Origin of the sequence: Arenibacter catalasegens, assembly GCF_002909235.1 — a bacterium.
Classification (GTDB): Bacteria; Bacteroidota; Bacteroidia; order Flavobacteriales; family Flavobacteriaceae; genus Arenibacter; species Arenibacter catalasegens.
The window spans coordinates 40,002-53,843 of sequence record NZ_PHQQ01000005.1; the positions used below are offsets into that span (position 1 = coordinate 40,002).

The following is a 13,842-nucleotide window of genomic DNA, read 5'->3' on the forward strand; positions in this document are numbered from 1 at the left end:
GCAACACCCACATTCTCCACCAAGTACCCAATACTCCCCATTTTAAAATGGATTATAACCCAATAATACCCGAATAAAAAATTCAACTTATCTTTGGGAAACTCAGCAAATAAATTAGCTATATGACTATTAAAAAATTTCTTCTTTTTTCCTTAATGATATTCTCCCTGCCATCATGGTGCTATGGACAAAATAAAGAGGAGAGGACAAAATATTTTCCAAAAGTGGAGCAACCGGTAGAGAGAATTCCAAACAAAGCAAATCTTTGGGTTTTCATATTAGCAGGGCAATCCAATATGGCTGGTCGTGGACTTGTGGAACCACAAGATACTGTTCCCAATGCAAGGGTATACACTATAAATGAACAAGGGAACATGATATATGCCAAAGAACCCCTACATTTTTACGAACCATCAATGAGCGGTTTGGACAGTGGATTAACGTTTGGAGAAGCCTTAATTAGACAAATTCCGGACAGTATCTCGGTACTGGTTATTCCTGCTGCGGTTGGAGGCAGTTCCATCACCCAATGGTTAAACGATTCCATCCATAGGGAGGTTAAACTATTCTCAAATTTCAAACAAAAAGCAGAATTGGGTATGCGTTTTGGGACAGTAAAGGGGATTCTTTGGCATCAGGGCGAAAGTGATGCCAAAACCAAGGAGGCTCCATTGTACCAAATTAAATTAACGGAGCTGTTCTATCAGTTCAGAAAGATAATTGGGAACCAAGAGGCAACCGTTGTAATAGGACAATTGGGTAGTTATTCGACCAATCCATTGTGGTCAAAAATTAATGATCACATTAAATATTATGTATCCACTGATCCATATTCAGGAATGATCAATACCCAGGACTTAAAGGACAAAGGGGACAAGGTGCACTTTAATTCTGAAGCACAACGAACTATGGGCGAGAGATTTGCCAATGAGTTTATTAAAATGCAGGATTAGGCCTATATTGGCAACCAACATCTCGTCTTGCTATACTATAGCGGGATTATAGGTGACCACCTTATCCTGATTCAAACTATTGACAAAGCCTTCATAGATTTTAATCTAGACGCCTGTGATGCTTCTAAATTGTGGATTGCCATTATTTTCTCCCCAATTCTTAGCCTAAGAACAACACATACAAGGCCCACGAAAAGCAAAAGGCGCAAAAGAAATAAAATAAAAAATCGATTAATGTAGTATTTTCCTTCATACGATCGGGTTTATATTTAAAACCCTAAATCAAGAGGAAAACGATTTTGTTACCCATGTATGGAACAAAAATTCGACAACTTGACCCATTGTCGGACAAAAGGTCAAAAACTTCTATGAAAGTAAAATCCTACAATTACGTAAAACCCTATAAAGCAACAGTTTACCGATTATTTTTACTCACTAAGTGAGATTTGAATGCTCCAAGGCTTGCCCGTCTGAATATTATTAGTAGCTTTTTTAGATGCCTCATGCATGGGCTTGCCCTGAGGTAATTGATTTATGAAAACTACAAAACTATAATTTCACCAAACAATTTTGGGCAGCCGATTTGTAGATTGCCTCTACTACGTGAATATCCCGAAGTCCTTCTTCCCCTGGAACCAATAAGTCGGTCTTGTGCATAATTGCCATGGCATCCTCATCCATTTGTTTGGCTTGCTGGTTGGGAATGGGAAATTCAATAATGGTTCCATCGGACATGCTCCCGTTATTTCCTTTGTAGGAAGAGTGGGGTTCCATTTTTAACCAACCTTTCTCATAGTTTACTTGAAGGTGGTTAATATTGATACCAAAACTGGTTTGGCAGGATGCCCGGGCACCACTGGGAAATTCTAATTGAAACATCATTGTTTCCTCTACCTCGTGATAAATTTCGGGCCTTGTAGTGGAGGCCTGCGCCAAAACGGAACTAGGTTCTTCACCGGTGGCCAATCTGGCTCCCTGTAGCGCGTAAACGCCCATATCGCCCATTGCCCCACCTCCTAATTGCTTGTTCTGCTTCCAATGGTTGGTTCGCCCATCAAAATACCCTGCCGCCGAAGTCACCATTCTAACCTTACCAAAAGACCGTTCTTTACCTACTTTCATGTAGGCCTGAATATTGGGGTCGTGCTGACAGCGATATCCAATGGCCAGTTTTACCTTATTGTCCTTGCAGGCCTTGATCATTGCTTCACAATCTGCAACGGAGGGTGCCATTGGTTTTTCGCACCATACATGTTTTCCTGCCTTGGCTGCACGAATAGTATACTCCGCATGCATGGATGGTGGCAACACCACATAGACTACATCAATATCCGGATTGTTGGCAATACTATCAAAATTTTGGTAATTGTAAATATTCTTATCCTTTATACCGTATTTCTCTTGCCATACAGGGATTTTTTCAGGACTACCAGTAACAATGCCCCTTAATTCACAATTGTTGGTCAATTGTAGGGCAGGGGCAAGCAGATCGGTACTATAATAACCTAATCCTACAAGGGCTACTCCTAGTTTTTTCTTTTGTGCTGCTGTTGCGGATAGCAATATTTGTGGCGTAAATGCACTTACAGCTGCAATTATACCCGCTTTTTGAATAAATATTCGTCTTTGTTTTTCCATGGTTCCCAATTGAACCTAGAAAATAATACAAAAAATTGAATTATCCCTGAAATAATGCAACTCATGGAATATAAATGAGTCAATTGGAGGCTAATAAGAAAAAACAGGAAAGTATTACTATAGGGTAGAATTTGTTTATTCAAGATAGTTTGGCATCCCAAATACGGCAGAAAGATTATGAAAGGATTCCTTTTTATTCTTTTTTCTGAAGCGTTTGTACCATTAAGTCTTTTAAAATGTACACCGTAACAAGAATAAATCCAGTAATGAGGGTAGATGTGGCATATTCCCATTCCAATATCTTGGTAAGGCCTCCTATTATAATGGCCAATATCCCAATGATCATCATGGTATTCCAAATAAAATACACAATGTCACTTCTATTGTCATCCTTGTCATCTATGAGATACGTTGTGCCCTCCATGATGATCCATATAATGAATGCCACGCCACCAATAAGCTGAAAAAATTCATTGTGTGATAAATCAAGGATTTTCAATATGCCATTTAAGGACCAAGAGGTAACTAAAACCAATTTGTTGTATTGTAGGAACCCCTTTTTACTTTTTTTCCAAAATCGCATTCCGTACAAAGTACTGATAGCACAAAGGGATAAAATTATGATAGGGTTAGCTAAAGTATGGAAATGTAAAATCTTACAAATGAATCCAACAAGAAGTAGGGAAATGGCAATTCTCAAAGGTGTTCTTAAAATCTTCTTTTCTGTTTCCATAAGATGGTTTTTAAGATTCTGGACATTTTAGTTTTAAATTATCCGAATTCACCTTGTCCTTCCTTGAAAGACATTTCCCTAACGTATCATTAACTAACTGCCTTAATATTGGCCTTGAGTCCTTCCATAATACCTAAAATATTATTCACGGTTTCCTTTAAATAATACTTAATGAGTACGTGGGGGATACGAATGGTGGTAAATCCATTTTTAAACGAATGCATGGCTTCCTCCAAGTCATTGATGGCTTGTTCATGGGTGAGGGAATGATATTCGGTATCTATTTCTATATTAAGTTTTACCCTAGATATAGCAATATCCACTGATTTTTTTCCATCCCACCATTCGAGCATTGGATTTACGCCTGCATTTTTTAAACCATAATACAATTGTATGGCTTCTTTGGGGGTCCTTTTGAGTTTAATTAGCTTTTCCATTCTGCTTTTATGCTTCGCACAAAGCTCTATTCCAAAAAGATCCATTGCGCTTTTATGGTCAAGATAACTAAGCTCTTTTTTACAATCTAAACATGTCATTCAAGTAGGTTAAAAATTTAATTTGGGACTATTATAACCGTAATATTTTTGGATTATTATGTTGGGGTTCTCCAAAAAGGTCAACTTTTAGATGAACTGCAGCTTTTTAGATGAACTACCGCCTTTTTATACTACATGTTCGGTTAAATTTAAATATGCTTCCCCATTTTGTAATATCCATATATTTACATATTCACTTTTACAAACCAAAACCATGGATTCACGACCAATACTGAAAACAATAGGTATAACTTTATTTGTTTCTTTCCTTCTCTTAGGCTGTAAAGACGAACAAAAGCCAGAACCAAAAGGAGATATCTCCCTAACGGTTCCCGAGCTTACTTTTAATGAAGCCAACCGTTTGGTGCGTTTACCTTTGGAATGTCTACAGACCGAATACCCCAATAAATTAAACCAGTCCCTTCTGGATTCGACGCATTTAGGAGGTCCCAAAGCATTGCACCCGGCCTTCTATGGTTGTTACGACTGGCATTCATCCGTTCATGGGCATTGGTCCCTAGTGTCTCTAATAAAACAGTTCCCTAGTCTAAATCAGGCCTCCACGATCCGCAATAAGTTGGTTGAAAATATTTCCAAGGAGAATATAATCGGAGAGGTGGCCTATTTTAATATGACCGGTAATAAAACTTTTGAGCGTACTTATGGCTGGGCATGGATCCTTAAATTGGCAGAGGAAATCCACACCTGGAATGATCCCTTAGCCCGTGATTTAGAGGATAATCTGCAACCCTTAACAGATTATATAGTAACTGCTTACGTGGAGTTTTTGCCTAAATTAAATTACCCCATTAGGGTAGGAGAGCATTCCAATACCGCTTTTGGGCTTTCTATGGCCTGGGATTATGCCGTTGTAATGGAAGATGACACCTTAAAAGATGCGATCATTTCAAGTGTGGCCCGTTTTTATACAAATGACACCAATTGCCCCTTGACGTGGGAGCCAAGCGGATTCGATTTTCTATCTCCTTGTTTGGAGGAGGCCAATTTGGTTCGAAAAATTTACGGCCCTGAAAAGTTTAAAAAATGGCTCAACAAATTTTTACCACAGTTGACCATGCCTCAATTTAGTCTAGAACCCGGAAAGGTATCGGACAGGACAGATGGGAAATTGGTGCATTTGGATGGATTAAATTTTAGTAGAGCTTGGTGTTTGTATGGAATTGCGGAAACCCTACCAGAATACGCCCACTTAAAGCAAATTGCCACCGCGCATATTAATTACTCGCTTCCCAATATTGTGGACGATAATTATAGTGGAACCCATTGGTTGGGAAGTTTTGCTTTATACGCCTTAAATACCCCTAAATAATATGTTCGGAAAAATGGGGCCAGGGGTTTTGGTCGCGGCAGCCTTTATTGGACCAGGTACCATTACTGTATGCTCCATGGCTGGAATACAATTTGGGTATTCCCTTCTATGGGCCTTATTACTCTCCATTGCAGCCACGGTGATCTTACAAGAAATGGCGGCGAGATTGGGAATTGTCACCCAAAAAGGACTGGCAAATATCATAAAAAAGGAGATAGTCACACCCTGGATGAAGATTTTAATCTTAGGCTTGATCTTATCTGCAATAGTTATAGGAAATGCCGCTTATGAAGGAGGCAATATTGGAGGCGCTTCTTTGGGGCTGGTGGCCCTATTTGGGAATGAATACCTTAATGTTTATCCTATAGTCATTGGTCTTTTTGCTTTTTTACTTTTATTTTTTGGAAATTATAAAATATTGGAAAAGGTATTGATCGGCCTTGTGGTGGTCATGAGTTTATCATTTCTGATGACAGCCATAATTACAAAGCCCGATATTTCATCCTTGCTCCAAGGTCTATTTTCCCCCAAGGTTCCTGAAGGAAGTATATTGACCATCATCGCTTTGGTAGGAACTACGGTGGTACCCTATAATTTATTTTTACATACCTCCCTCGTAAGTGAAAGGTGGAAATCCACAGCACACTTGAAGGAAGCGCAGAGAGATACTTATGTGTCCATCACATTGGGCGGTATGGTTTCAATGTCTGTAATGATTACAGCAACTGCCATACCATCCAATGAAATAAACAACATAATGGATATTGCCAAAGGCTTGGAGCCACTACATGGGGACAGCGCCCGGTATTTCATGGGGATTGGACTCTTTGCTGCTGGGGTAACTTCTGCAATTACAGCCCCCTTGGCCGCCGCCTATGTTGCCAATAGCTGCTTTGGCTGGAATGCCACTATGAAGGACATTCGATTCAAGTTGGTCTGGATGCTTATCATTTTAATGGGTGTTATAGTTATGTCCATGGGAATAAAACCCTTGGAAATTATCAAATTTGCACAAGTGGCCAATGGTATGCTATTACCTATTATCGCTATTTTCCTGCTTTGGGTCGTAAATAATAAAAAAGTGATGCAAGAGCATCAGAATACCCATTTCCAAAATATATTGGGAATTATTATAATCCTTTTATCGGTAATATTGGGAGTAAAAAGTATACTCACAGTTTTTGAACTATTTTAAGTGATATGATCAATATAGATATAAATTGCGACGTAGGGGAGGGCATAGGCAATGAAGCACAATTAATGCCCCTTATCTCTTCATGTAATATAGCCTGCGGTGGCCATGCCGGTGATAAAGGGACCATGATGCAGATAGCCCGTCTGGCCAAAGATCACCAAGTCCTAATTGGTGCTCACCCATCCTATCCCGACAGGGAAAATTTTGGAAGAAATACCATAAATATATCTGAAAAGGATTTACAAAAAAGCATCCTTGCCCAAATAGGGGATTTAATAGCGGCACTGAAATCCTTGGGCATGAGGTTGCACCACATAAAACCACATGGAGCATTGTACAATGATATTGCAAAGGACAGGAAGTTGGCCTTAGTGTTTTTAAATTGCATCAAGGAATACAGGAAAGATGTTTATTTATATGTTCCCTACCGATCAAAAATAGAAGAGGAAGCTATACGATTAGGATTTAGGATAAAATTTGAGGCGTTTGCCGATAGAAATTATAATCAGGACCTCTCACTAGTTTCCAGAAAGGAACCCATGGCCTTGATTCAAAACCCCCAAGCGGTTTTGGACCATCTTTTAAATATGGTTAAAAAAGAAACCGTTTTAACCTTATCCAACAAGGAAGTAAAAATCAAGGCGGATACCTATTGCATTCACGGAGATTCTCCTTTATCATTACAAATATTAATGTATCTTTCACAACAATTACCTAAGAACCAAATCTTAATAAAAAAGTGAGCGATTTCAAAATATCCGTCAGGCAATTTGGTGTCCATGCCATTTTGGTGGAATGGCCCAATAAGGTGCAAGAGTCCATATTGGAGGAAATTCTTCAGTTCATTCAGTATTTAAAGAAAAACAAATTAAATGAAAAGGAGTGGGAGTTTGTACCTGCTTATAATTCACTTACTTTGATTTGCAAGGATACCGTCTTAGATTTTGACAATCTTAAACCAAAAATAAAGGAGTGGTATGCCATTAAAGAAAAGGTAGCTTCTGCTACCAAATACCTTTGGAGATTGCCAGTTAGTTATGATTTGGAATTTGGGTTAGATCTACAGGAAATTTCCGGCGAATTGGGATTAACAGTTGAGCAAATTATAGAACAACACTCCCAAAGTACCTATACCGTTTATGGTATCGGTTTTTTACCTGGTTTTATGTATTTGGGAGGAGTTCCTGAAACTTTGGAGGTCCCCAGAAAGTCGGTACCAAGATCTAAAGTGCCTAAGGGTTCTGTTGGCCTGGCGGGAAAACAAACTGGAATTTACCCTCAAGATTCGCCAGGGGGATGGAACATAATCGGCAAATGTCCAGTACCCATGTTCAACGTGAAAAATGAAAGTCCTTGTTTTGTTAATGTAGGGGATAAAATTCAATTTTATTCTATTTCAATGGCCGAATACCAACTACACAAAATAGAAGCTGAGGTCGGTATATATAACATAGAAAAAATAGTTCTGGATGCTTAACATTTTAAAATCTGGTTTTTTCACTACAGTGCAGGATACTGGCAGATTTAGATATCGGGACAAAGGAGTTCCGGTTGCCGGGGTAATGGATTCATATTCTGCATCCAAGGTCAATTCTTTATTGGAGAACGATGAAAATTGCGCCGTTTTGGAAATAACCATGACTGGGCCCTCATTGGAATTTGAAGAAGAAACCTATATCGTTTTGGGGGGGGCAGAAATGTCCGTCACCCTAAACAAAAACGCTATTGAAAACTATAAAGTTTATAAAGTTAATAGTGGCGATATATTAAGCTACGGGAAATTGGAAATAGGTTTCAGGGCCTATTTGGGGATAAAGGACGGATTCAAAACAGCACAGGTTTTGGGTAGCAGGTCCTTTTTTAAACCAATTACAGAAAAAGATTGCATAAAGAAAATGGCCGATCTTCCTTATACCACTTGCAAACTATTCAATCCAAAAATTTCCAAACTTAAGGTAGATTCTGTCTTGGATAAATCCGTATTGGAAGTTTATAAAGGGCCAGAATATAAACTTTTAACAGATAGCCAATTAGCTAAATTATTTTATCGCGACTTTTCAGTAGCCAATGAGAACAACCGAATGGCATATCAGCTCAATGAGGTGATAGATGAAAACAAGATTTCCATGTTAACCTCGGCCACCCTTCCTGGAACGGTGCAATTGACCCCTTCTGGAAAATTAATTATTCTTATGAAAGACGGACAAACTACAGGGGGTTATCCTAGAATTTTGCAACTGTCGGACATGGCTATGTCCATTTTAGCACAAAAAAGATCTGGAGACCACATTAATTTTAAATTAAAATAGGTGCCTCAAACTTATTTCTTTGTCAATTAAATATTAATGTTTAATTTTACAGTAATGAAATTAAATGAAAACTTAATCAGTGTAGTCATTATCGTCCCTTAAGGGGGTGATACGGATTTCTATTGATTTAAAAAGCCTGTATCAGATATATTTGATACAGGCTTTTTTTATGTTTTCATCAAATGATTTTGGATTTTATGTCCATTTCAACCAAAAAACAAAGTTATATAAGGGAATAAAAGCCTACTGAATATGATATGGTTTATCTATTTAAACTACTGATTACTAGCTAGTTAAAATTAAATCATTATCATTGAATTTAAATCAAAGTTTTATGTTAAAAACGCAAGGGTTTTTAAACTTTTATCTTTGGAAGTCGTAGTGTATATAGTTAAGTATTAAAACAGAAAGAATATAGATCAATGGAATTAAATAAACATAGTAAAAACGTTACCCAGGACCCTACACAACCGGCTGCTCAGGCCATGTTATATGCCATTGGTTTGGACGAAGAGGATTTGAAAAAACCTTTGATCGGAATAGGCAGTACAGGTTATGAGGGGAATCCTTGTAATATGCACTTAAATGATTTGGCCCAGGAGGTAAAACGAGGTACGGAAAAAGGGGGCTTAATTGGGCTTGTGTTTAATACTATCGGTGTAAGTGATGGTATTTCCATGGGTACTTACGGCATGAGATATTCCCTGCCTTCGAGAGACATTATCGCAGATTCCATGGAAACAGTGGTACAGGCTATGAACTACGATGGTTTGATTACGGTGGTTGGATGTGATAAGAATATGCCTGGTGCACTAATGGCTATGATCAGATTAAACAGACCTTCCGTTATGGTTTATGGTGGCACGATCGCTTCTGGATGTTTTAAAGATAAGAAGTTGGATATCGTTTCTGCCTTTGAAGCATGGGGTGAAAAGGTTGCTGGAACCATGAACGAAGAAGATTTCAAAGGAGTAATCCAAAATGCCTGCCCAGGAGCAGGGGCCTGTGGTGGTATGTACACTGCCAACACCATGGCTTCCGCTATTGAAGCTTTGGGCATGGCCCTTCCTTTCAATTCTTCCAATCCTGCCATTGGCAAAGAAAAGCAGCAGGATGCGATAAGTGCTGGTTTTGCTTTAAGAAATTTATTGGAAAATGATATTAAGCCTAGCGATATCATCACTAGAAAATCTTTTGAAAATGCCGTGCGTTTGCTAACGCTTTTAGGAGGGTCCACCAATGCGGTGCTTCACTTCTTGGCCATAGCCAAAGCTGCAGATGTTGAGTTTACATTGGATGATTTTCAAAGAATTAGTGATACTACTCCATTTTTAGCGGATTTAAAACCAAGTGGCAAATACTTAATGGAAGATTTACATCGTGCTGGTGGTACACCCGCCGTGATGAAATTTATGTTGGAAAACGGTATGTTGCACGGTGATTGTTTAACCATAACTGGAAAGACCGTTGCAGAGAACCTTGCCAATGTTCCAAGTTTAAAAGAAGGTCAGGAAATAATTAAGCCTTTGAATGCTCCAATTAAGGCATCCGGACACTTGAGAATATTATATGGAAATCTTGCAGAAGAAGGAGCTGTAGCCAAGATTACAGGTAAAGAAGGGTTGCATTTTAGTGGTCCTGCCAAAGTTTTTGATGACGAGTTTTTAGCCAATGCCGGTATCGGAAAAGGATTGGTAAAAAAAGGGGATGTAGTGGTGATAAGGTACGAAGGTCCAAAAGGTGGGCCTGGGATGCCAGAAATGTTAAAACCAACAGCTGCTATAATGGGTGCCGGTCTAGGTAAAGACGTCGCCTTGATTACGGATGGTCGCTTTTCGGGTGGTACCCACGGATTTGTGGTAGGTCATGTCTGCCCTGAAGCCCAAGATGGTGGCACCATAGCCTTATTGAAGGATGGGGATATCATTACCATTGATGCAGAAAAGAATAGCATTTCTGTGGCCTTGTCCGATGAGGAGATAAAAACACGTAGAGCAAATTGGATACAACCTGCTTTAAAGGTAAAAAAAGGTAGTTTATATAAATATGCCAAAACAGTATCCTCTGCATCGCAAGGTTGTGTGACCGACGAAATTTAGGATTAGGAAAATAGATACCCAAGAGAAATAATAAAAGTTTTATACCAAGTATGTTAACCGATTAGGTCTACAATTATGGAAACATTAAATAAGGAAAAAGAAACGTCAACAAAGCAGAGCACTGTTAGGATCAGTGGTGCAGAGGCTATCATCCATTGTCTATTGGCCGAGGGTGTAGATTTAATATATGGATATCCTGGAGGGGCAATTATGCCCTTATATGATGAATTGTATAAATTTCAGGATAAACTTACACATATATTAACAAGACATGAGCAGGGAGCTACCCATGCGGCCCAAGGGTACGCTAGGGTAACCGGAAAAGTAGGTGTGGCCGTGGCCACTTCTGGTCCAGGAGCTACTAATTTGATTACAGGTATTGCGGATGCCCAGATAGATTCAACTCCAATGGTCTGCATTACTGGACAGGTAGCAAGACATTTATTGGGGTCAGACGCTTTTCAGGAAACTGATATCATAGGAATTTCAACTCCTGTAACCAAATGGAATTGTCAAGTTACCAAAGCTTCTGAAATTCCTGAGGCATTGGCAAAGGCTTTCTATATTGCAAAATCCGGTAGACCAGGACCAGTATTGGTAGATATAACCAAAAATGCTCAGGTTGATGAGTTCGATTATTCATACGAACATTGTAAAGGGGTTCGTAGCTACAATCCTTACCCTAAACCAAACCTAAAAGCGATTGAGGAAGCGGCCAATTTGATCAATGCGGCCAAAAAACCATTCATTGTTTTTGGACAGGGTGTAATTTTAGGGCAAGCAGAAGAACAGCTTAAAGCTTTGGTGGAAAAGGCTGGTATTCCTGCAGCTTGGACGATTCTTGGACTCTCCGCTATGGATACGGACCATCCTTTAAATGTAGGTATGGTTGGAATGCACGGAAACTACGGGCCTAATCTATTGACAAATGAATGCGATTTACTCATTGCCATTGGCATGCGTTTTGACGATAGGGTAACAGGAAGTCTGGACACCTATGCGAAACAGGCCAAAATAATCCATTTCGACATAGACCCTGCAGAAATAAACAAAAACGTAAAAGCAGATGTTGCGGTCTTGGGCGATTCCAAGGCAACTTTGGATTTATTATTGCCTTTGATCAAAAACAATAAACACGAAACTTGGCACAATCAGTTTAAGGAAAAATATAAGATAGAATTTGACCAGATCATTAAAAACGATGTTTATCCTACCAAGGATAAACTTACAATGGCCGAGGTTATAGAGGAAATCAATTTAGCCAGTGGCCATAAGGCAATCATAGTATCGGATGTGGGTCAGCACCAAATGATTGCTTGCCGATATGCCAAATTTAAACAGTCCAAAAGTAACGTTACTTCAGGTGGATTGGGCACTATGGGCTTTGCCCTACCAGCAGCGATAGGAGCTAAAATGGGAGCCATGGATAGGGAAGTAGTTGCCATAATTGGTGATGGTGGATATCAAATGACTATACAGGAATTGGGAACTATTTTTCAGAACAAGACCCCTGTTAAGATTGTGGTACTTAATAATGATCATTTGGGAATGGTTCGCCAGTGGCAAGAACTGTTCTTCGAGAGTCGTTATGCATCAACCGTAATGGTTAATCCAGATTTTGTAAAAATTGCGGAAGGCTATGATATAGAGGCAAAACGTGTTAGCGAAAGAAAGGATTTAAAGCCCACTATACAAAAGATGTTAGCATCAAAAGACGCTTTCTTTTTAGAAGTGTGCGTGGAAAAGGAAGACAATGTTTTTCCAATGATTCCGTCAGGAGCATCGGTATCGGATATTCGTTTGAAATAAACAGAAATCGGCCTCCAGAATTAAAGTAGAAAAATGAACGATTTAAATATTTTAGACAGACCAGTGCAACATGCCGATATAGAAAAAAGATCCAAGGAGATCGGTTTTGCTATGTCATCGGATCTGTATATTGGAGTATTGCTAAAGTCGTTGATTGCCTCAAAACCTAACTCACGATTCTTGGAATTGGGAACTGGAATAGGTCTTTCACTTTCTTGGATGGTCGCTGGAATGGATGAAGAATCAGAATTGATTACTATTGACAACGACCCTAAGCTCAGTGAAATTGCGATGGATTACTTTGGACAGGACGCTAGGGTGAAAATAATTTGCGAAGATGGTAGTGAATGGCTGAAAAATTATAAAGGTGAAAAATTCGACTTGGTCTTTGCGGATGCGTGGCCGGGAAAATACAGTGAGTTGGAAGAATTATTAGATCTAATCAATGTTGGTGGATTTTATGTTGTGGACGATTTAATTCAACAACCCAACTGGCCAAAAGGACATCCAGAAAATGTTAAAAGATTTGTGGATTACTTAGAGGGAAGAAAAGATTTAATTATTACCAAAATGAATTGGTCCACGGGCTTGATTATCGCAGTAAAAAAATAAAATAATTATTAATTAAAATTGCCCATAACCTTATATATAGATAATGGATTGGGTTGAGGAGATGGAAAAAAAATGGTTTACAATTTCAGTATACTCCGAGAATAGCGTAGGATTACTGAACAGAATATCAGGGATATTTTTAAAACGTCATATAAACATTGAAAGTTTAAATGTCTCAAAATCGGAAATTGAACATGTGTCCAAATTCACAATAGTTGTGTACACCACTGAAGACTGGGTGACCAATATTGTTGGGCAGGTTGAAAAACAAATTGAGGTTATTAAAGCATTCTACCATACCGATGAAGAAACTATATATCAAGAGTCGGCATTGTTTAAAGTAGCTTCCACCTTGCTGTTCGATGAACGAAATATTCAAAACATCATTAAGGAAAGTAATTCTCAAATTGTTACTGTGTCCAGAGATTTCTTTGTACTAGCGAAAAGTGGAAGAAGAAATGAAATTGATGACATGTACCAACAATTAAAACCCTATGGTATTATGCAATTTGTGCGCTCAGGGCGAATAGCAGTTACTAAATCGGAAATGAAAATTTCATCACTATTAAAAGAGTTTAATCAATAAATAATTAACCCCGGAGTTAATCGGGATATAAATCGAGTTAGA

The 13,842-nt window shown here is 38.7% G+C and carries 13 protein-coding genes; 10 read left to right on the plus strand and 3 right to left on the minus strand.

Annotated elements, in window-relative coordinates:
- Positions 1-122: 122 nt before the first annotated feature.
- Positions 123-953: a sialate O-acetylesterase gene (locus CWD90_RS05735; RefSeq protein ID WP_205161212.1), complete on the plus strand. Its 831-nt coding sequence runs from the start codon at positions 123-125 to the stop codon at positions 951-953.
- A 549-nt stretch (positions 954-1,502) separates the two neighbouring features.
- On the opposite strand, the gene CWD90_RS05740 is transcribed toward CWD90_RS05735, so the two are convergent.
- The 3 genes from CWD90_RS05740 to CWD90_RS05750 form a co-directional block, all read right to left on the minus strand.
- Complete coding sequence (locus CWD90_RS05740; RefSeq protein WP_103474982.1) at positions 1,503-2,591, minus strand: Gfo/Idh/MocA family protein; 1,089 nt, start codon at positions 2,589-2,591, stop codon at positions 1,503-1,505.
- Positions 2,592-2,784: 193 nt separating this feature from the next.
- Positions 2,785-3,324: a hypothetical protein gene (locus CWD90_RS05745; protein WP_103474983.1), complete on the minus strand. Its 540-nt coding sequence runs from the start codon at positions 3,322-3,324 to the stop codon at positions 2,785-2,787.
- 89 nt (positions 3,325-3,413) lie between these two features.
- Positions 3,414-3,860 carry a hypothetical protein gene (locus tag CWD90_RS05750; RefSeq protein WP_103474984.1) on the minus strand — a complete coding sequence of 149 codons (447 nt, stop codon included), beginning with the start codon at positions 3,858-3,860 and terminating at the stop codon, positions 3,414-3,416.
- A 214-nt stretch (positions 3,861-4,074) separates the two neighbouring features.
- Between CWD90_RS05750 and CWD90_RS05755 the strand changes: the two genes are divergently transcribed.
- The 9 genes from CWD90_RS05755 to ilvN all read left to right on the plus strand — a co-directional run bounded on the left by CWD90_RS05755 (position 4,075) and on the right by ilvN (position 13,800).
- Entirely contained in the window at positions 4,075-5,190 is a 1,116-nt protein-coding gene (locus CWD90_RS05755) for a DUF2891 domain-containing protein (RefSeq protein WP_103474985.1), read from the plus strand.
- 1 nt (position 5,191) lies between these two features.
- Complete coding sequence (locus CWD90_RS05760; RefSeq protein WP_103474986.1) at positions 5,192-6,385, plus strand: Nramp family divalent metal transporter; 1,194 nt, start codon at positions 5,192-5,194, stop codon at positions 6,383-6,385.
- Between the two features lie 5 nt (positions 6,386-6,390).
- Positions 6,391-7,128 (plus strand): 5-oxoprolinase subunit PxpA, encoded by a 738-nt coding sequence (pxpA, locus tag CWD90_RS05765; RefSeq protein WP_192877994.1) that lies wholly within the window; start codon positions 6,391-6,393, stop codon positions 7,126-7,128.
- Positions 7,125-7,862 (plus strand): 5-oxoprolinase subunit PxpB, encoded by a 738-nt coding sequence (gene pxpB, locus CWD90_RS05770; protein WP_103474987.1) that lies wholly within the window; start codon positions 7,125-7,127, stop codon positions 7,860-7,862. The genes pxpA and pxpB overlap by 4 nt, the downstream gene beginning before the upstream one ends.
- Positions 7,855-8,694: a 5-oxoprolinase subunit C family protein gene (locus CWD90_RS05775; RefSeq protein WP_103474988.1), complete on the plus strand. Its 840-nt coding sequence runs from the start codon at positions 7,855-7,857 to the stop codon at positions 8,692-8,694. Before pxpB ends, CWD90_RS05775 begins: the two co-directional genes overlap by 8 nt.
- Before the next feature lie 422 nt (positions 8,695-9,116).
- Positions 9,117-10,793, plus strand: coding sequence for a dihydroxy-acid dehydratase (gene ilvD, locus CWD90_RS05780; protein ID WP_103474989.1), 1,677 nt, complete (start codon positions 9,117-9,119; stop codon positions 10,791-10,793).
- Between the two features lie 75 nt (positions 10,794-10,868).
- The gene (gene ilvB / locus CWD90_RS05785; RefSeq protein WP_103474990.1) at positions 10,869-12,602 is read left to right on the plus strand and encodes a biosynthetic-type acetolactate synthase large subunit; all 1,734 of its coding nucleotides are present in this window, start codon (positions 10,869-10,871) and stop codon (positions 12,600-12,602) included.
- A 33-nt stretch (positions 12,603-12,635) separates the two neighbouring features.
- Positions 12,636-13,214 (plus strand): O-methyltransferase, encoded by a 579-nt coding sequence (locus CWD90_RS05790; protein WP_103474991.1) that lies wholly within the window; start codon positions 12,636-12,638, stop codon positions 13,212-13,214.
- Between the two features lie 61 nt (positions 13,215-13,275).
- Entirely contained in the window at positions 13,276-13,800 is a 525-nt protein-coding gene (gene ilvN, locus CWD90_RS05795; RefSeq protein ID WP_103475120.1) for an acetolactate synthase small subunit, read from the plus strand.
- The last annotated feature ends 42 nt before the right edge of the window (positions 13,801-13,842 follow it).